Origin of the sequence: Janthinobacterium sp. CG_23.4 (assembly GCF_029892305.1) — a bacterium.
Classification (GTDB): Bacteria; Pseudomonadota; Gammaproteobacteria; order Burkholderiales; family Burkholderiaceae_D; genus Janthinobacterium; species Janthinobacterium lividum_D.
Genome location: NZ_JARXUX010000001.1, coordinates 4,515,638 through 4,535,744, shown reverse-complemented (window position 1 = coordinate 4,535,744; position 20,107 = coordinate 4,515,638). Strand labels below are relative to the sequence as shown.

Sequence of the window (20,107 nt, the reverse complement as noted above, 5' to 3'; positions counted from 1 at the left end):
GCACGAATCAGTAATGATTCACGCATCAAATGTTCACACTTATCGGCTGTTTAATTAAGAAGAAACAGTAGTCGTAGTAGTTCCGCGTTGGGGCTGTAGCTCAGCTGGTTAGAGCACCGTGTTGATAACGCGGGGGTCGTTGGTTCGAGTCCAACCAGCCCTACCAGAAAAAACAAGCCTTACCAGCTAATTAGTACATAATTCCCGGGGGATTAGCTCAGCTGGGAGAGCACCTGCTTTGCAAGCAGGGGGTCGTCGGTTCGATCCCGTCATCCTCCACCAATACTTTGAAAGTGCAAACGTAAGCCAGTCAACAAGACTGTGGTTTAGGTTTGATCTTTTAGCGATCAAAGCTGTTTCGTTCTTTAACAATCTGGAAGAAGTAAAGATTATTTATTGATCAAGTCTATGCGTGCAGCAATGCATGAGGCGACTTGATGGGTAATGATTGTATGTATCAACAAACAAGCAACAACGTTGTACTTTCTTATCCCTGTAGCGCTCTTTCATCATGCAAATGATGAGAGGCTAACGTTATAGGGACAAGCGAATAAGTGCACATGGTGGATGCCTTGGCGATTACAGGCGATGAAGGACGTAGTAGCTTGCGATAAGCTGCGGGGAGTGAGCAAACACACTTTGATCCGCAGATTTCCGAATGGGGCAACCCACCCTTTTAGGGTATTGCATACTGAATACATAGGTATGCAAGGCGAACGCGGCGAACTGAAACATCTAAGTAGCTGCAGGAAAAGAAATCAACCGAGATTCCCAAAGTAGCGGCGAGCGAAATGGGAAGAGCCTGTACGTGATAGTCGGACTGATAGAAGAATCCTCTGGAAATAGGAACCGTAGCGGGTGATAGTCCCGTATTCGAAATCAGACTGGTGATACTAAGCGTACGACAAGTAGGGCGGGACACGTGACATCCTGTCTGAATATGGGGGGACCATCCTCCAAGGCTAAATACTCGTAATCGACCGATAGTGAACCAGTACCGTGAGGGAAAGGCGAAAAGAACCCCGGAAGGGGAGTGAAATAGATCCTGAAACCGTGTGCATACAAACAGTAGGAGCGGACTTGTTCCGTGACTGCGTACCTTTTGTATAATGGGTCAGCGACTTACATTCAGTGGCAAGGTTAACCGCATAGGGAAGCCGTAGAGAAATCGAGTCCGAATAGGGCGATCAGTCGCTGGGTGTAGACCCGAAACCAAGTGATCTACTCATGGCCAGGATGAAGGTGCGGTAACACGCCCTGGAGGTCCGAACCCACTAATGTTGAAAAATTAGGGGATGAGCTGTGGGTAGGGGTGAAAGGCTAAACAAACTTGGAAATAGCTGGTTCTCTCCGAAAACTATTTAGGTAGTGCCTCAAGTATCACCATCGGGGGTAGAGCACTGTTATGGCTAGGGGGTCATTGCGACTTACCAAACCATTGCAAACTCCGAATACCGATGAGTGCGAGCTTGGGAGACAGACGTCGGGTGCTAACGTCCGGCGTCAAGAGGGAAACAACCCAGACCGCCAGCTAAGGTCCCAAAGATTGGCTAAGTGGAAAACGAAGTGGGAAGGCTAAAACAGTCAGGATGTTGGCTTAGAAGCAGCCATCATTTAAAGAAAGCGTAATAGCTCACTGATCGAGTCGTCCTGCGCGGAAGATGTAACGGGGCTAAGCCAGTCACCGAAGCTGCGGATATGTGCGCTCCTTTAAGCGCATTGATAGAGCAGAGCTGGGCAATACTTACTTGCGAAGCAAGTTAGTAGAGACCAAAGCTCTTGCGAACATCGAGTGTATTTAAAGGAGCGCACATATGGTAGGAGAGCGTTCTGTAAGCCTGCGAAGGTGTCTTGTAAAGGATGCTGGAGGTATCAGAAGTGCGAATGCTGACATGAGTAGCGATAATGGGGGTGAAAAGCCTCCACGCCGTAAGCCCAAGGTTTCCTGTTCAACGTTCATCGGAGCAGGGTGAGTCGGCCCCTAAGGCGAGGCAGAGATGCGTAGCTGATGGGAAGCAGGTTAATATTCCTGCACCGTCGTATGATGCGATGGGGGGACGGATCGCGGAAGGTTGTCCAACTGTTGGAATAGTTGGTTTTTGGCTCATAGAAGGCGCTTAGGCAAATCCGGGCGCGCAATTCAAGGGGTTGAGACGAGTGAACTTGTTCACGAAGCAATCGGAAGTGGTTCCAAGAAAAGCCTCTAAGCTTCAGTCATACGAGACCGTACCGCAAACCGACACAGGTGGGCGAGATGAGTATTCTAAGGCGCTTGAGAGAACTCGGGAGAAGGAACTCGGCAAATTGGTACCGTAACTTCGGGAAAAGGTACGCCCCGGTAGCTTGATTGGTTTACTCCATGAGGGTGAAAGGGTTGCAATAAACTGGTGGCTGCGACTGTTTAATAAAAACACAGCACTCTGCAAACACGAAAGTGGACGTATAGGGTGTGACGCCTGCCCGGTGCTGGAAGATTAAATGATGGGGTGCAAGCTCTTGATTGAAGTCCCAGTAAACGGCGGCCGTAACTATAACGGTCCTAAGGTAGCGAAATTCCTTGTCGGGTAAGTTCCGACCTGCACGAATGGCGTAACGATGGCCACACTGTCTCCTCCCGAGACTCAGCGAAGTTGAAATGTTTGTGATGATGCAATCTACCCGCGGCTAGACGGAAAGACCCCATGAACCTTTACTGTAGCTTTGCATTGGACTTTGAACCAATCTGTGTAGGATAGGTGGGAGGCTTTGAAGCGGGGACGCTAGTTCTCGTGGAGCCAACCTTGAAATACCACCCTGGTTTGTTTGAGGTTCTAACCTTGGTCCGTTATCCGGATCGGGGACAGTGCATGGTAGGCAGTTTGACTGGGGCGGTCTCCTCCTAAAGTGTAACGGAGGAGTTCGAAGGTACGCTAGATACGGTCGGACATCGTGTTGATAGTGCAATGGCATAAGCGTGCTTAACTGCGAGACTGACAAGTCGAGCAGGTACGAAAGTAGGACATAGTGATCCGGTGGTTCTGTATGGAAGGGCCATCGCTCAACGGATAAAAGGTACTCTGGGGATAACAGGCTGATTCCTCCCAAGAGTTCATATCGACGGGGGAGTTTGGCACCTCGATGTCGGCTCATCACATCCTGGGGCTGTAGCCGGTCCCAAGGGTATGGCTGTTCGCCATTTAAAGTGGTACGTGAGCTGGGTTTAAAACGTCGTGAGACAGTTTGGTCCCTATCTGCCGTGGGCGTTGGAAATTTGAAGGGGGCTGCTCCTAGTACGAGAGGACCGGAGTGGACGAACCTCTGGTGTACCGGTTGTCACGCCAGTGGCATTGCCGGGTAGCTAAGTTCGGAAGAGATAACCGCTGAAAGCATCTAAGCGGGAAACTTGCCTTGAGATGAGATTTCCCAGAGCCTTGAGCTCTTTGAAGGGTCGTTCGAGACCAGGACGTTGATAGGCTGGGTGTGGAAGTGCAGTAATGCATTAAGCTAACCAGTACTAATTGCCCGTACGGCTTGTCCCTATAACCTTAGCAGGTACAGAGGATAAGACGGTACAACGTTGTGAGTTTGTTGATACCATTCATTACCCAAAAATCTTTGCTTCTTCCAGATTCAGGCCTTGTTGCTCTACCGAGAACAAGCGCCAGTACAAGTTATGCCTGATGACCATAGCAAGTTGGTCCCACCCCTTCCCATCCCGAACAGGACCGTGAAACAACTTTGCGCCGATGATAGTGCTGCAACCAGTGTGAAAGTAGGTTATCGTCAGGCTTGTTATTTGGTGCAACAGCCCCCGGCTGTTGCACCTAGAGAAAAACCCCGCCAGCAATGGTGGGGTTTTTTTTCGTCTGTTGGTTTTAATGTTAGCCTAGCTATTCAGCAGACGAAAAAAAGCAGCGCTATGCGCTGCCTTTGTCAGGTATCCAATCGATTAAAAGTGATACGCGACTTTGACGTTCATGTAATTAACGCCACTGTTAGGCTTTTTGTAGCCGCCATTCGAGAAATGCTGGATTTTCGCAGCGACTTCCCATTTGTTATTGAACACATAGCCGACGCCGATATGGTCGCCGAACTGAAAGTGGGTCGACAGGCGGTTATCGTCGTTGTTGTACAGCTTGGACAGCATGTGTACACCAATACCGCCTTCTGCATAAAATCCCAGCTTATTCGTGTTTTCGAAGCGGAACACCGGAGTGAAGCCCAGATCCCACAATTTTTGATGCTGCCCAGGGACGTTGCGATAGCTTTTGCCATCCCAGCCGCCAATGCTGGCATCCCAATAACCGCTCAGTTGTGTGCCATTCGATACAAACCAGGCCTTATCCCAGTTCGACGTTACGCCAGCGCGCAGCATCTGCACTTTGACTCCCTTGGCATATTCGCCGTAAACGGAGTCAATCAGTTTGTCGTCGGCGGCAAAGCCGGCGTTGGCGGCCATCAGCGCGGCAATGGCGGCAATGGATTTGAGGAGATTCTTTTTGAAGAACATAGAGGCTTTCATCGTAAAATTGGCCGATAGGCTATTGTTGTACAGGCACCTTGTTTTGCATACTGCTTTCGTCACTTTTTGATATCAGGATTTCAATTGACCTTCTCTACAAAAATCGCATTTCTTGGTATCGGTCTGATGGGTGATCCTATGGTCCGGTGCCTGCTATGCGCTGGATATAATGTCACAGTTTGGAATCGCACGCACAGCAAGGCCCAAGTCCTGTGTGCGGCGGGTGCGCAAGCCGTCATTTCGATTGCTGAAGCGGTCAGCGACGCGGATGTGGTTATCTCGATGCTGGAAGCCGGCCCCATCGTGGCGCAGGTGTTGCAAGAGGCGTTGCCGGCCTTGCCCGCTGGTACGATGTGGATCGATATGAGTTCCACCAAGCAATCCGAAGCCCAGCAATTTCATGCCAGTTTGCACGCTGCAGGCCATGCCTTCATGGATGCGCCCGTGTCGGGCGGCGTCGGCGGCGCGCAGGCTACCACCCTGGCCATCATGGCTGGTGCCAGCAGCGTCGATTATGCACGTGTCGAAACTATCCTGTCGGCCATGGGGCGCCCGACGCTGGTGGGGCCGGCCGGTAGCGGGCAAGTTGCCAAGCTGTGCAATCAGCTGATCGTCGGCGCCACCTTGACCATCGTGGCCGAAGCGCTGTTGCTGGCGCAGGCGGCCGGCGCCGATGCGGCGGCCGTGCGGGCAGCCATCCGTGGCGGTTTTGCCGAAAGCAAGATTTTGGACGTTCATGGCCAGCGCATGCTGGAGCGAAATTTTGTTGCTGGTGGGCAAGTGAAAAGCCAGGTCAAGGATATGCACAACATCCTTGCAGCGGCCGCAGCGGCCCGCATCACCTTGCCGGTGACGCAACTGGTGACGCAGCGTTATGAAACCATCGCCGAAAGGTATTCGACGGCGGACCATGCGGCTGCCTTGCTGGCCCTGGAAGCGTTGAATCCGGGCCAGCGCCTCGGTGACGGCCCGGATAAGCTGAGCTGAATCAGGCGACGGGCAAGCTCGCTTCGGCCAGCTTGACCCAAAAACTGGCACCGATGGGCAGTAGATGGTCGTTGAAGTCGTAGCTGCCATTGTGTAAGACGCACGGACCCAGGCCGTGGCCGCCATCGCGGTGCTCGCCATCGCCATTGCCGATGAAGATGTAGCAGCCGGCCTTTTCTTGCAGGAAAAAGGCGAAATCTTCCGCGCCCATGGTCGGTTCGACATTCGCATTAACCTTGTCGGCCCCCACCACGCTTTTCATCACTTCGACGGCAAACGCCGTTTCCTTGGCGTGGTTGACCAGTGGCGGATAGTTGCGCTTGAAGTGAAAATCGACCTCCGCGCCAAAGGCGGCGGCCGTGTGTACGGCAATCTCGCGCATGCGCTCTTCGATGAGGTCCAGTACGGGCGTGGTGAAGGTGCGCACGGTGCCGACCAGGCTGGCATCATCGGGGATCACATTCGTCGCGCTGCCCGCATGGATTTGCGTGATTGACAGTACAGCCGTGTCGAGCGGGCTCTTGTTGCGCGTGATGACGGTTTGCCAGCTTTGCGCGATTTGCACCGCCACCATCACGGGATCGATGCCCTTGTGCGGTTGGGCTGCGTGGGCGCCCTTGCCTTTGACGGTGACGTGGAATTCATTGCTGGAGGCCATCATCGGCCCTTCCACCACGCTCAGGGTGCCTGTTTCCGCGCCTGGCCAGTTGTGCATGCCGTAGATGGCGTCCATGGGAAAGTGGCTAAACAAGCCGTCTGCAATCATTGCGCGCGCGCCGGCGCCGCCTTCTTCTGCCGGCTGGAAGACCAGATATACGGTGCCGTCGAAATGCCGGCGCTGCGCCAGGTAATGGGCGGCACCCAGCAGCATGGCCGTGTGACCGTCATGACCGCAGGCGTGCATCTTGCCCGGGTGGCGTGAGGCATGCTCGAAGGTATTCATTTCTTGCATGGGCAAGGCATCCATATCGGCGCGCAGACCGATGGCACGCTTGGAGCTGCCATTCTGGATGATGCCGACCACGCCAGTGCGGCCCAGGCCGCGCACCACGGGGATGCCCCATTGCGTCAATTTGGCGGCGACCACGTCCGAGGTGCGCTGTTCTTCGTAGCATAGTTCAGGATGCGCGTGCAGATCGCGGCGGATACTTTGCAGCTCGGATTGAAACGCCAAGATGGGATCAACTAATTTCATCGGACTCTCCTGTGGATGCTGGCGCGCGGCATCTGTGGCGCACCGGGCCGCAGCTGCTTGATCAAAAACAGGCTCGGCTAATGATGCATTGTAGCCCTTGTTTGATGGGTAAATCCAGCGGACGGCTCAGCTTGCTAAAGCGCCAACAGCAAGTGTGCGCAATGGTTTACAGTAACGCCTTCCACCAACGTTTTTGGATTGCACCATGACCACCACCCAAGTGCGCGCCGCCTGCCCGCTCGACTGCCCTGATACCTGCGCCTTGCTCGTCACCGTGACCGATGGCGTGGCAACAAACGTCAAGGGCGATCCTGACCACCCGACCACGGCTGGGGTGCTGTGCACCAAGGTGTCGCGCTTCACGGAACGCACCTACCATGCGGACCGGCTGCTGCATCCGCTGCGCCGCGTGGGCAAGAAGGGGGAAGGCAAGTTCGAGCGCATCAGCTGGGACGAAGCATTGCAGGCCATCGTGGCGCGCTTGAAACCGATCGCCGCGCGCGATCCGCAGGCGATCTTGCCGTACAGCTATTGCGGCACCATGGGCCTGGTGCAGGGGGAGTCGATGTCGTCGCGCTTTTTCAACCAGCTCGGCGCATCCCTGCTCGACCGCACCATCTGCGCCTCGGCTGGCACCACGGGCTACCGCTATACGGTGGGCGCCAGCATCGGCACGGACCTGGAGCAATTTCAGAATGCAAAATTGATCATCATCTGGGGTGGTAACCCGATCGCCTCGAACTTGCACTTCTGGATGCGCGCGCAGGAGGCCAAGCGCAATGGCGCCACCCTGATCGCCATCGACCCGTATCGCTCGCTGACGGCCGAAAAGTGCCATCAGCACATCGCCTTGCTGCCGGGGACCGATGCGGCCCTGGCGCTGGGCTTGATGCATGTCTTGATAGCGGAAGATATGCTCGATCATGACTACATTGAACGCTATACCGTAGGCTACGCTGCCTTGCAACAGCGGGCGCTGGAATGGCCGCCCGAGCGCGTGGCCGAGGTGTGCGGCATCACGACGGCCGAGGTAGTGGAACTTGCGCGCCTGTACGGCCAGGCCTGCCGTTCTGGCGAGGGCGCCGCCATCCGTACCAATTACGGCGTGCAGCGCGTGCATGGCGGTGGCATGGCCGTGCGCAACATCGCCTGCCTGCCGGCCCTGACGGGTGCGTGGCGCCATCCGGCCGGCGGCATGCAACTGTCGAGCTCGGGTTCCTTCCCCGTCAATCGCAAGGCTCTGCAGCGCCCCGATTTGCTCAAAGGCACGCCGCGCACCATCAACATGAGCACCATCGGCGACGATTTATTGAAAGAAAGCTCGCCCGAGTTCGGCCCGCAAGTGGAAGCCGTGATCGTGTACAACTCGAATCCCCTGGCGGTAGCGCCCGATTCCTCCAAGGTGGCGCAGGGCTTTGCCCGCGAAGATTTGTTTACGGTCGTGCTTGAACACTTCCAGACCGATACCGTCGATTACGCCGACATCGTGCTGCCCGCCACCACGCAGCTGGAACACGTCGATGCGCACTCCACCTACGGCCATCTGTACATGATGGCGAACAACGCGGCCGTGGCGCCGCTGGGCGAAGCGAAGGCAAATACGGAAATTTTCCGCCTGCTGGCCCAAGCCATGGGCTTTGATGACCCGTGTTTCCAGGAAAGCGATGATGCGCTGGCGGCCAAGGCCTTCGATGCGACGGATGCGCGCGCCGTGCATTTCGACTGGGAATCGCTGAAACGCACGGGCTGGCAAAAGCTGGCCATGCCTGAGGCACCATTTGCCGAGGGTGGGTTCCCCACGCCATCGGGCAAGTGCGAGTTTTATTCCAGCGCCATGGCGCAGGCGGGACTCGACCCCTTGCCGACGTATATTGCGCCGCACGAATCGCTGGCCAGCAATCCTGCGCTGGCGGCGCGTTTCCCGCTGGCCATGATTTCGCCGCCGGCGCGCAATTTCCTCAATTCCACGTTCGTCAACGTCACCAGCCTGCGCTCGGCCGAAGGCGAGCCGCACCTCGATATGCATCCCGACGATGCTGCCGCGCGCGGCCTGGCGGCCGGCGACATGGCACGTATCTTCAATGACCGCGGCAGTTTTGTCGCCAAGGCCAGGATCACGGACAAGGCAAGGCGGGGCCTGGTGGTGGGCTTGTCCGTGTGGTGGAAGAAACTCGCCAGCGATGGCAAGAACGCCAATGAGGTGACGAGCCAGCGCCTGACGGACATGGGCCGCGCGCCGACCTTTTACGATACGCTGGTCGAAGTGGAAAAGGTTGCCTGACCATGGCCCTGGCGCGCTGGCCGGCCCGCTTGCTAGTCGCTACCTTATGCCTGCTGCTGGGTGGCTGCACGCAGTTGCGCTACTACACGCAGGCGGCGCAAGGGCAATATGCCGTGTGGTCCGGCGCGCGCCCCATCGGTGATTGGCTAGCCGATCCGGCCGCCGAGCCGAAGCTGAAAGCGCGCTTGGCCAGGGCGCAGCAGATCCGCCGCTTTGCCGTCAGCGAGCTGGACTTGCCCGACAATGGCAGTTACAAGAACTACGCCGCCCTGCCGCGCCCGTTTGTCCTGTGGAACGTGGTGGCCGCGCCGGAACTGTCGCTGCAGCCGCTGCAATGGTGTTTTCCCATCGCCGGCTGCGTGAATTATCGCGGCTATTACAGCCAGGAAGAGGCGCTTGCGTATGCCGACGAGTTGCGCGCCCAGCGTTACGACGTGCAGGTGGGCGGCGTGCCCGCCTATTCCACCTTGGGCTGGTTCGATGACCCATTGCTGTCGACTTTTATTAATTACAACGATGCGGAACTGGCGCGCCTGATTTTCCATGAACTGGCGCACCAAGTGGTGTACGTACCAGGCGATTCGGCCTTTAATGAGTCGTTTGCCAGCGCCGTGGAAGAGGCGGGCGTCCAGCGCTGGCTGGCACGCGAGGGCAATGACGCCATGCGCGCGTCATACGTCCAGTACGCGGCGCGGCGCCAGGATTTCCTGACCTTGCTACTGACATACCGGAGGAAATTGGAGGCCGTGTATGCGAGTAACGCCAGCGATGCAGACAAGCGCATGCACAAGGCGCAGGTGTTTGCTGCGCTGCAAGAGGCGTATCCATTACTCAAGCAACGTTGGGGTGGTTTTGCCGCTTACGACCGCTGGTTCGAGCAGCCATTGAGCAATGCACACCTGGCTTCCGTGTCGACCTACAATGAATTCTTGCCTGCCTTCAAAAAATTGCTGGAAGAAAAAAAGAACTTTCGTGCTTTTTATGCTGCAGTGCACACAATAGCCCAATTCAAGAAGCCTGAGCGCAGGCATGCGCTAGAACAATTGTCCAGCCCCTGACCCGTAAAGATTGTCTCGTTCATCAGGACGAACGATCTTGCAATGGTGTATTTGTTATGCTGCAATGCAGCACAAAAAGCTCCTAAAGTTGCCGCTCGAATACTGTTGAAAGCGCTTGCATGGAAGCGCTGCGCCCGATAGCATCGCAGTAGTAGCATAGAGCATCTGCTCGTCAGAATGCTCAAATAGACTGCAGGACGATAGAATCCGCAGCAATGATCCGCGTCGGCAAGCTGGGCCGGCTCCCCCACGATGATTCGAGACAAGAGGCACAAGATGGAAAAAATTTGGCTGAAGTCGTACCCTCCCGGCGTCCCTGCCGACATCGATCCAGATCAATATCGTTCGCTGGTGCACTTGCTGGAAGAAGCGTTTCAAAAATATGCAGACCGCAATGCCTATGTCTGCATGGACAAATTTCTCACCTATGCCGAACTCGATACCTATTCGCGCCAGCTGGGTGCCTGGCTGCAAAGCCGTGGCTTGAAAAAAGGCGCCAGAGTCGCCCTGATGATGCCGAACGTGCTGCAGTATCCGGTGGCGATCGCCGCCGTGCTGCGCGCTGGCTACACGGTGGTCAACGTCAATCCGCTATACACGCCACGCGAACTGGAACACCAGCTCAACGACTCGGGCAGCGAAGCCATCATCGTGCTGGAAAACTTTGCCCACACACTCGAACAAGTGCTGAGCAAGACGGCCGTCAAGCACATCATCGTCGCCAGCATGGGCGAAATGCTGGGCGGCTTGAAAGGCATGCTCGTCAATTTTGTCGTGCGCAACGTCAAGAAGATGGTGCCCGCGTATTCCTTGCCGAACGCCATGCGTTTCAAGCAGGCGCTGGTGCTGGGCAGCCGCATGAAACTTACGCCGGTCGAGCTCAGTATCAACGATGCCGCCTTCTTGCAATATACGGGCGGCACCACGGGCGTGTCGAAAGGCGCTACCTTGAGCCATCGCAATGTGATCGCCAACGTGCTGCAAAGCGAAGCGTGGTCGGGTGCGGCGCTTGATCAAAATAGCCAGGAGCCACTGATCATTGTCTGTGCCTTGCCGCTGTACCATATCTTTGCGCTGACGGCATGCGCGATGTGGGGCACGCGCGTGGGCGCCCTGAATATCCTGATCCCGAATCCGCGCGATATCCCGGGCTTGATCAAGGAACTGGGCAAGTACAAGTTCAACATGTTGCCAGCGGTCAATACGCTGTATAACGCGCTGGTCAACCACGCCGATTTTGCCAAGCTCGATTTCTCGGGCTTGAAGATCGCCAATGGCGGCGGCATGGCAGTGCAGCAAGCGGTGAATGACAAGTGGCTCAAAGCGACGGGCGTGTCCATCATCGAAGGCTATGGCCTGTCGGAAACGTCGCCCGTTGCGACCTGCAACCGCGCCGATAGTACGGCGTTTTCCGGCACTATCGGCTTGCCGATTCCGTCAACCGAGATCGCGATTCTCGACGATGACGGCAAGCAAGTACCGCTGGGGCAGACGGGCGAGATCGCCATCCGTGGTCCGCAAGTGATGAGCGGCTACTGGAACCGTCCCGATGAAACGGCGAAGGTCATGACGCCTGACGGCTACTTCAAGTCGGGCGACGTGGGCATCATGGACGAGCGTGGCTACGTGAAGATTGTGGACCGCAAGAAAGATATGATACTCGTCTCCGGCTTCAATGTGTATCCGAACGAAGTCGAGGCCGTTATTGCGGCGCATCCGGGCGTGCTTGAGTGCGCTTGCGTGGGCGTGCCCGATGAGCATTCGGGCGAGGCCGTGAAAGTGTTTGTGGTGCGCAAGGACCCGAACCTGACCCAGGCAGCGCTGTCCGCATATTGCAAGGAACAATTCACGGGCTACAAGCGGCCGAAATACATCGAGTTCCGCGATGAACTGCCGAAGACCAATGTCGGCAAGATTTTGCGTCGCGCCCTGCGTGACGAAACGAAGATAGCAGCATAAACAGTGTGAGATGCGCCAAGAGGCGCATCTCTTTTACAGATAAAGATGAGGCGAGATGGACAAGATTTGGTTGAAGTCGTACCCGGACAGCGTTCCCGCAGAGATTGATTGCACGCAATACCGTTCCGTAACCCATTTGCTGGAGGAGTCGTTCCAGAAATATGCGGACCGCAATGCCTTCGTGTGCATGGATAAATTTATTACCTACCGCGAACTCGATCAAATGTCGCAGCACATGGCCGCCTGGCTGCAAAGCAAAGGCTTGCAAGCCGGTGCGCGCGTGGCGATCATGTTGCCGAACGTGCTCCAATATCCGGTGGCCATGGCGGCGATTTTGCGCGCCGGTTATACGGTGGTGAACGTCAACCCGCTGTACACGCCGCGTGAATTGCAGCACCAGTTGATCGATTCGGGTAGCACAGCGATCATCGTGCTGGAAAACTTCGCCACCACGGTGGAACAGGTGCTGCCGCACACCGAGGTCAAGCATGTGATCGTGGCCAGCATGGGCGATTTGCTGGGGGGCTTGAAGGGCACCATCGTCAATTTCGTCGTGCGCAAGATCAAGAAAATGGTGCCTGCGTTTTCCTTGCCAGGCGCCATCAGTTTCAACAAGATGCTGGCCGAAGGCGCGCGCCTGACTTTGAAGCCGGTGCAGCAGGGGCATGACGATATCGTCTTCCTGCAATACACGGGTGGCACGACGGGCGTATCGAAAGGCGCGATGTTGTTGCACCGTAACGTGATCGCCAACGTGTTGCAAAACGAAGCGTGGATGTCGCCCGTGATGACGGCTGAAATGCGCGCCACCTCGATGGGTTTCATGTGTGCCTTGCCCCTGTATCACATCTATTCGCTGACGGTCAGCGCCCTGATGGGCATGCGCTTGGGCGGCTTGAATGTACTGATCCCGAATCCGCGCGACATCCCCGGCTTCGTCAAGGAATTGGCCAAGCACAAGATCGTCGTCTTCCCGGCCGTCAATACCTTGTATAACGCGCTGCTGAACAATGCTGAGTTTGCCAAGCTCGACTTCTCTAGCTACAAGGTGTGCAATGGCGGCGGCATGGCCTTGCAGCGCAATGTGGCAGAACGCTGGCTGAAACTGACGGGCTGTCCACTGATCGAAGGTTATGGCATGTCGGAAACGTCACCCGTGGTGACGGGCAATCGTGTCGATATCACGGAATTTACGGGCACGATCGGCTTGCCTTTCCCGTCGACGGAAGTGGCCATTTTGAACGACGATGGCGTGCAAGTGCCGCTGGGCGAGCCGGGCGAGATTGCCGTACGCGGCCCGCAAGTGATGGCCGGCTACTGGCAGCGTCCGGAAGAGACGGCCAAGTCGATGACGGCGGACGGCTACTTCAAGACGGGCGACGTGGGTGTCATGGACGAGCGCGGTTATGTGAAGATCGTGGATCGCAAGAAAGACATGATCATCGTGTCCGGCTTCAACGTGTATCCGAATGAAGTGGAAGACGTTGTTTCGTCGTGCCCGGGCGTGCTCGAATGCGCATGCATCGGCGTGCCGGACGCCAACGCGGGCGAAGCCGTGAAAGTGTTTGTGGTACGCAAGGATCCGAACCTGACGGTGGAACAGATCCGCGAGCATTGCAAGCATGAATTGACCGCCTACAAGAAACCAAAATACATCGAGTTCCGCGATGAATTGCCGAAGACCAATGTCGGCAAGATCTTGCGCCGTCAATTGCGCGACGAAAAAAAGTCCGCTTAGTTCGCCGCCAGGCTTGTGTCCGCCGCCACGGCTTGCCGTGGTCGGGCGGGCAGGCCGAAGCAGGGCCGCAGCCAGTTGACCTTGCTGATCAGCAGCGAAGTCCCCAGCCAGCAGATCGCCACCGTGCCGGTCAGGACCAGCAGCGGTTCCAGCACCGGTCCAAGCTGCAAGGGCACCAGCCAGTAGGCCAGCAGCACGATGGCACTCTGGTGCAGTATGTACCAGGGAAAGACCGCCTGGCGCGCCCATGACAGCCAGGCGAAGGGGCGGTTCAGCAGGGTGTGCGACCAGCCCAGGATGGCGCAGATGGCCAGCCACATGTACATATTACGCATGGGCCAGGAGCCGAACGAGGCCCAGGTCAGTAAATTTTCCGAGTGAATCTTGTCAAAATATTGATATAGAAAAAACGCGGACAAGGCCAGCCACAGCGAATGCCAGCGCAAGCGCGCCAGTTCCTGCCACAAGCCCTTGTCATTGCCTAGCCACCAGCCATACATGAACAGCGTGAAATAGATGGCGTGCGCATACCAGTCGCCCACCAGCGCGTGGTTTTCCGGGTAGCGCATCTTCAGCAGCGCCATGGCCGCCAGCGTCGGTAGCGCCGGCAAGACCAGCAGGCGCCAGCCGCGCAGGCGCCGGAAGTATGGCGTGATCCGCTGCAGCAGCGGCTGCAGCGTCACCAGCACGATGATATACAGCAGCAGGTACACCAGGTACCACAGATGATTCCACGTAAAACCATATTGCCAGCCGGCGAATGCGCCGGCGGGCCAGGCGTGGCCGCCAAAGTAATGCAGCAGGAAGCGGCCAAAGCCGGGCTCCACCAGACCATGGCTGACGCCTTCGCAATAGGGCTGAATGGGAATGATGATGGCCATGCCAAACAGCAGCGGCAGCAGCAGGCGCTTGATCCTGCGCCCCAGGAAGGCGCCGCGCGAGGTGGGCGTCATCATGGCGCAGGAAACGCCGGAAATGAGGAAGACGATTTCCATGCGCCAGCGGTTGATGAACACTAGCGGCATGTTCAGGGCATCGGTGGCATAGCTGCTGCGCAGATGAAAGCTCGACCCTTCCAGGTACATCAGGGCAGTGTGATAGAGAATCAGCAGGCTGAAGACGAGGCAGCGCAAGGCGTCGATATCGTGACGGCGGGAGTCGTGGTGCATGATCGGAGGGCGAGTGGTGAAGGAAGTCCCAGCATAGGCATCGGCGAGACCGCCAGCGAGCAAAATGGGACCAGCGGACAGCTCGCTGGGACGAATGGATCGCCAGGGACGGGGGTAGGACGTTACAATCGTGCAACTAATTTACCTGTCGAAGCCATGCGCGTCTCTTCCACCGACCTGTTGCAACGTTATCAACGCTGGCGCCGCGTGGCTGAGCCCGGATTTTGGATCGCGCTGACCCTGATGCAGGCTAGCGTGAACAGCTCGCTGGCTTGGCTCGACTTGCAGCGCGCCGGGATTGATACGGCCTTCTGGGAAGTGGCCGTGTGGGAATGGAGCAGCAATCTGGTGTTGCTGGCGCTGGTGCCGGTGCTTGTCCTGGCGGAGCGGTACCGGCCGCTACACCTGGTGTTCCAGCGCCAAAACTTGCGCTGGCACCTGGCCGCGTCGGTCGTCTACAGCCTGGTGCATGTGGCGGCCATGGTCGCCTTGCGCAAAATTGCTTATTGGAGCCAGGACAGCGACTACGATTTCGGCGTATGGTGGCGCGAGCTGCCATATGAATACATGAAAGATGTACGTGCTTACTTCCTGGTCTTGCTGGCGGTGGGGTTCTATCGCTTGCTGCTGATGCGCTGGCAGGGCGAGGCGACCCTGCTGGGCGAACCCGATGAAGGGCCACCCGTGGAACCGGTGCAGCAGCCGGAGCGCTTCCTGGTGCGCAAGCTGGGCAAGGATTTTTTGCTGCCCGCGCTGGAGATCGAATGGATACAGGCCTGGGGCAACTACGTGAACCTGCATGTGCGCGGGCACGATTATCCGCTGCGCTCGACCATGGCCGCCATCGAGCACCGCCTGGACGGCAAGCGCTTTGTGCGCGTGCACCGCAGCTACATCGTCAACCTCGATTTTGTACAGAGCATCGTGCCGCTGGAATCGGGCGATGCCCGCGCCAGTTTGAGCACAGGTGGCGAGGTGCCCGTCAGCCGGCGCTATCGCGATGCCTTGAAAAGTACCTGCTAAGTCGGCTGCAGGCCCGCTTTGCCATCCTGCACGGTGAAACTGGCCAATGTGGCGATGCCCGATGTGCTGTCGCGCACATTGTCCAAACCCTGGAACAGGGTCGTGGTTTTCTCAGGCGTGATTTCCAGCAGCATGTAGCCGCGCTTGTCGCTGCGGCCGTAGCGGATGTGTGGGTTCATCGCCACGTACTGCTCGGTGCGCGCCTGGGGGCGGGAACTCGAGGTGATGGACGTGCCGCAAAACTCGGTGGCCAGCACGCGATTATCGTTGCTCGCGGGGCGCATGACGTTGCGCCTCAGTTCGGTCGCATAAAAGGTGTGCACGTCGCCCGACAGTACCAGTGGGTTGCTGGCCTTGCTGCTGCGCAGGGCGTCGAGCAGGTGCTGGCGCGCCAGCGGGTAACCGTCCCAGCCATCGGTCCAGATGCGCTCGTCGCCGGGGCGCGCGATGGGCACCTGGCTCGCTTGCGCCATCAGCGTTTGCTGGACCAGTATGTTCCAGCGCGCCGGAGAGGTAGCCAGACCGTCCTGCAGCCAGCGCTGCTGCTCTTCGCCCAGCATGCTGCGCTGTGGTTTCAGCAAGTCGTGACAGTTGCGCGTGATGACGGAATTGGAACCGCCGCGGCCCGGCCTGGCGCACGCGTGATGAGCGCGGTATTGGCGGTCGTCGAGCACGTGGAAGCGCGCCAGGCGGCCCCAGTCATAGCGCTGGTAGATGCGCATGTCGACAAAGCCGCGTCGCCCCAGCGGCAGCAGGCGCAGCGGCATGTGTTCATAAAATGCCTGGTAGGCGGCCGCGCGGCGCTGTAAAAAGGTGGGCGTGAGTAATTCGTCGCGGTCATTGCCATAATCGTTGGCCACTTCATGATCATCCCAGGTGACGATCCATGGCGCGGCCAGATGCGCGCCCTGCAAATCCGGGTCGCTCTTGTATTGCGCGTAGCGGGCGCGGTAGTCGTCCAGAGTGAAACTTTCGTGCGTGCGCATGGCACGGCTCGGGTGCTGCAGCTGGTACGGTCCCCATTCATAGATGTAGTCACCGAGGAAGGCCACCAGGTCGGGCGCAGCTGCGGCGATGTGCCGGTGCGCCGCGTAGGCGCCGAATTCCCAATGCTGGCACGAGGCCACGGCCAGTTTCAGCGATGCGGGCAGGGCATCTGCGGCGGGTGCCGTGCGCGTGCGGCCCACGGGACTGACTGCGTCGCCAAACATAAAGCGGTACCAGTACCAGCGGCCGGGCGCCAGGCCATCCACGTCCACGTGCACGCTATGCGCGAGGGCGGGCGTAGCCGTGGCTTGCCCCTTGGCGGCGACGCGTCTGAAACCTTCATCGTCGGCCACTTCCCAGCGCACGTTCAGGGCGATGGCGGGCGTGGCGGCTGCTAGCAGCGGATCGTAGCAAATGCGCGTCCACAGCACGATGGCGTGCGGCAGGGGAGAGCCGGAAGCGACGCCGAGCGCAAACGGGTAGCCCGTGCTGTTGAGGCGCGTGGCGGCACGCGCGCTGGAGCCGGACAGCACGCCGCCGGCGGCAGCGACTGCGCCGATGCGCGCAGCCCTCTGCAGGAAGATGCGGCGCTGGCTATCCATATCGTCTGAAAATGAAACGTCGGAGTAAGGTGGCAACTAAGGTGGCAACTAAGGCGGCAACTAATGTGACAAGCAAGGCGACAATCAAGACGACAATAAGGTCTCGATCGGCGGCACCTTGCGCGGCTTGCGGTCGGAATCGGTCGCCACATAGATCAGGGTGGCTTCCGTGACTTTCACGATGCACGCCTGCAGGCGGTTGCGCTCGGCATACACCTCGACATTGACGGTGATCGAGGTATTGCCGACCTTGACGATTTCAGCGTAGAAGGACAGCAGATCGCCGACGAAAACGGGGTTTTTGAAGACGAAGGAATTGACGGCGATGGTCGCGACGCGACCGTTGGCGCGCCGCGTGGCCGGCAGCGAGCCGGCGATATCGACCTGCGCCATGATCCAGCCGCCGAACACGTCGCCATACACATTGGCATCGGAGGGCGCGGGCATCATGCGCAGTTCTGGCATTTTTCCGGCCGGCAGGCCGGAAGCGAGGCAGTTGTCGGGACGCTCGGGGGAAGTACTCATCTTTTATTCTCATGAAAGGCTACAATTGCCCTGATTGAACCATAAAAAGCCGACCTTCGCCATGCGCCCCTCCCAGACTTCCCCTCCGCCCCGCTCGCCAGCCTCCGCCAGCCACAGCGATTTCGCCACCATCAAGACCTTGCTGCCGTATTTATGGGTCTACAAATGGCGGGTCCTGCTGGCGCTGCTATGCCTGGTGGGCGCCAAGCTGGCCAACGTCGGCGTGCCCCTGATCCTGAAAAAACTCGTCGACGCCATGACGATTACGGCGGCGCATCCGCAAGCACTGCTGGTGTTGCCCGTCGGCTTGCTGGTAGCGTATGGCTTGCTGCGCCTGTCGACGACCTTGTTTACGGAGTTGCGCGAATTCCTGTTCGCCCGGGTCACGCAGCGGGCCGTGCGTACCATCGCCCTGCAAGTGTTCCGCCACCTGCATGCCTTGTCGTTGCGCTTTCACCTGAACCGGCAGACGGGCGGCATGACGCGCGATATCGAACGCGGCACGCGCAGTGTCGGCTCGCTCATTTCCTATACCTTGTTCAACATCTTGCCGACGCTGGTAGAAATTACCCTGGTGCTCGGCTATCTGGTCTTGCATTACGACATCTGGTTCACCGTGATCACGACAGTGGCCCTGGTGTCGTACATCACGTTTACCGTGCTGGTGACGAACTGGCGCACGCATTTCCGCCGCACCATGAATGAGCTGGACTCGAAGGCCAATACCAAGGCCATCGATTCGCTGATCAACTATGAAACCGTAAAATATTTTGGCAACGAAGATTACGAGGCGAAGCGCTACGATGAAGGCTTGCAGCGCTATGAATCGGCCGCCGTGAAATCGCAAACATCCCTGTCGCTGCTCAATACGGGCCAGTCGCTGATCATTGCCACGGCCGTCACCTTGATACTGTGGCGCGCCACGGTGGGCGTGATCAACGGCAGCATGACCCTGGGCGACCTGGTGCTGGTGAACGCCTTCATGATCCAGCTGTACATCCCCCTCAATTTCCTGGGCGTCATTTACCGCGAAATCAAGCAAAGCCTGGCTGACATGGAGCGGCTGTTTTCCCTGTTGAACGAAAACCGCGAAATCGCCGATACGCTGGATGCCAAAGCGCTCGTTACGCGGGGCGCGGCCGTGTGCTTCGCGCATGTGGACTTCAGCTATGAAGCCAAGCGGCAAATCTTGTTCGACGTGGATTTCCAGATCCCGGCCGGCACCACCACGGCGGTGGTCGGGCATAGCGGCTCGGGCAAGTCGACCCTGTCGCGCTTGCTGTTCCGTTTCTATGAAGTCGATGGCGGCAGCATCACCATCGATGGCCAGGATTTGCGCAGCATCAGGCAGGATAGCTTGCGCACCGCCATCGGCATCGTGCCGCAGGATACGGTGCTGTTCAACGACACCATCGAATACAACATCGCCTACGGCAAGCCGGGCGCCAGCAAGGACGCCATCGTGGCGGCGGCAAAAGCGGCGGCTATCCATGATTTTATTGAAAGCTTGCCAGATGGTTACAACTCCATGGTGGGCGAGCGGGGCTTGAAGCTGTCGGGCGGCGAAAAGCAGCGCGTGGCCATTGCCCGCACCTTGTTGAAAGACCCGGCCATTCTGATCTTCGACGAAGCGACGTCGGCGCTCGACTCCAAGGCCGAACAGGCGATCCAGGCGCAATTGAAGGATATTGCGAAAAACCGCACTACGCTGGTGATCGCGCATCGGCTGTCAACGGTGGCCGACGCCCAGCAAATCCTGGTGCTCGACCATGGTCGCATCGTCGAGCGAGGCACGCATCCGCAATTGCTGGCATTGCAGGGCTTGTACGCGCAGATGTGGCAACGCCAGCAGGCGAATACGGACGATGAGGCGCAAGTGGATGACGCGCTGGCGGGCTTGGTGCCGGAAAAATAAATCGGAGGGAAGAAATCAGTAGGAAAAATGCTACAGGCGCGCTGATTCAGGCGCGCGCGCAGCCCCTATTTGCGGACAATCGCAGAAAACGGCTGGTCCAGTGCTGAAAATGAAATAAAATTGGTCCCCTTGGTGGCGTTAGCACCACAGTTGTTTCGTCCGGCTTT

12 protein-coding genes, 2 tRNA genes and 2 rRNA genes are annotated in these 20,107 nt (G+C 57.9%); 11 read left to right on the top strand and 5 right to left on the bottom strand.

The annotated features are described in order from the left end of the window. The first annotated feature begins 89 nt into the window (after positions 1–89). From H4V96_RS20375 to rrf, 4 genes are all read left to right on the top strand, one after another. Positions 90–166 (top strand) — tRNA-Ile (locus tag H4V96_RS20375). A 40-nt stretch (positions 167–206) separates the two neighbouring features. Next, positions 207–282, top strand: a tRNA-Ala gene (locus H4V96_RS20370). A 258-nt stretch (positions 283–540) separates the two neighbouring features. Then, positions 541–3,518: ribosomal RNA gene (locus H4V96_RS20365) — 23S ribosomal RNA — on the top strand. Between the two features lie 137 nt (positions 3,519–3,655). Further along, positions 3,656–3,768 (top strand): 5S ribosomal RNA (gene rrf, locus H4V96_RS20360). A gap of 160 nt (positions 3,769–3,928) precedes the next feature. On the opposite strand, the gene H4V96_RS20355 is transcribed toward rrf, so the two are convergent. After that, complete coding sequence (locus H4V96_RS20355) at positions 3,929–4,501, bottom strand: acyloxyacyl hydrolase (protein ID WP_280721130.1); 573 nt, start codon at positions 4,499–4,501, stop codon at positions 3,929–3,931. Positions 4,502–4,603: 102 nt separating this feature from the next. Between H4V96_RS20355 and H4V96_RS20350 the strand changes: the two genes are divergently transcribed. Further along, positions 4,604–5,488, top strand: coding sequence for an NAD(P)-dependent oxidoreductase (locus H4V96_RS20350; protein WP_280721201.1), 885 nt, complete (start codon positions 4,604–4,606; stop codon positions 5,486–5,488). A gap of 1 nt (position 5,489) precedes the next feature. On the opposite strand, the gene H4V96_RS20345 is transcribed toward H4V96_RS20350, so the two are convergent. Further along, the gene (locus tag H4V96_RS20345; protein WP_196855697.1) at positions 5,490–6,683 is read right to left on the bottom strand and encodes a M20 aminoacylase family protein; all 1,194 of its coding nucleotides are present in this window, start codon (positions 6,681–6,683) and stop codon (positions 5,490–5,492) included. Positions 6,684–6,888: 205 nt separating this feature from the next. Here H4V96_RS20345 and H4V96_RS20340 point away from each other — a divergent pair, with 205 nt between their 5' ends. The 4 genes from H4V96_RS20340 to H4V96_RS20325 all read left to right on the top strand — a co-directional run bounded on the left by H4V96_RS20340 (position 6,889) and on the right by H4V96_RS20325 (position 13,719). Beyond that, complete coding sequence (locus tag H4V96_RS20340; protein WP_070346074.1) at positions 6,889–8,964, top strand: molybdopterin oxidoreductase family protein; 2,076 nt, start codon at positions 6,889–6,891, stop codon at positions 8,962–8,964. Between the two features lie 2 nt (positions 8,965–8,966). Beyond that, a complete protein-coding gene (locus H4V96_RS20335; RefSeq protein ID WP_196855695.1) occupies positions 8,967–10,022 on the top strand; it encodes an aminopeptidase in 1,056 nt (351 codons plus the stop codon). A 276-nt stretch (positions 10,023–10,298) separates the two neighbouring features. Next, the gene (locus H4V96_RS20330; RefSeq protein ID WP_196855694.1) at positions 10,299–11,981 is read left to right on the top strand and encodes a long-chain fatty acid--CoA ligase; all 1,683 of its coding nucleotides are present in this window, start codon (positions 10,299–10,301) and stop codon (positions 11,979–11,981) included. A 55-nt stretch (positions 11,982–12,036) separates the two neighbouring features. Further along, complete coding sequence (locus tag H4V96_RS20325; protein WP_196855693.1) at positions 12,037–13,719, top strand: long-chain-fatty-acid--CoA ligase; 1,683 nt, start codon at positions 12,037–12,039, stop codon at positions 13,717–13,719. Here H4V96_RS20325 and H4V96_RS20320 read toward each other — a convergent pair. Then, entirely contained in the window at positions 13,716–14,888 is a 1,173-nt protein-coding gene (locus H4V96_RS20320; protein WP_196855692.1) for an acyltransferase family protein, read from the bottom strand. The two genes, H4V96_RS20325 and H4V96_RS20320, sit on opposite strands and share 4 nt — an antisense overlap. Before the next feature lie 156 nt (positions 14,889–15,044). On the opposite strand from H4V96_RS20320, the gene H4V96_RS20315 reads away from it, so the two are divergent. Continuing rightward, a complete protein-coding gene (locus H4V96_RS20315; protein ID WP_010401934.1) occupies positions 15,045–15,911 on the top strand; it encodes a LytTR family DNA-binding domain-containing protein in 867 nt (288 codons plus the stop codon). Here the strand turns inward: H4V96_RS20315 and H4V96_RS20310 are convergent. After that, positions 15,908–17,500: an alkaline phosphatase D family protein gene (locus H4V96_RS20310; protein ID WP_196855691.1), complete on the bottom strand. Its 1,593-nt coding sequence runs from the start codon at positions 17,498–17,500 to the stop codon at positions 15,908–15,910. The two genes, H4V96_RS20315 and H4V96_RS20310, sit on opposite strands and share 4 nt — an antisense overlap. Before the next feature lie 84 nt (positions 17,501–17,584). Beyond that, positions 17,585–18,025: an acyl-CoA thioesterase gene (locus H4V96_RS20305; protein ID WP_050855976.1), complete on the bottom strand. Its 441-nt coding sequence runs from the start codon at positions 18,023–18,025 to the stop codon at positions 17,585–17,587. A gap of 61 nt (positions 18,026–18,086) precedes the next feature. On the opposite strand from H4V96_RS20305, the gene H4V96_RS20300 reads away from it, so the two are divergent. Further along, positions 18,087–19,940 (top strand): ABC transporter ATP-binding protein/permease, encoded by a 1,854-nt coding sequence (locus H4V96_RS20300; protein WP_043463006.1) that lies wholly within the window; start codon positions 18,087–18,089, stop codon positions 19,938–19,940. Positions 19,941–20,107 lie beyond the last annotated feature (167 nt).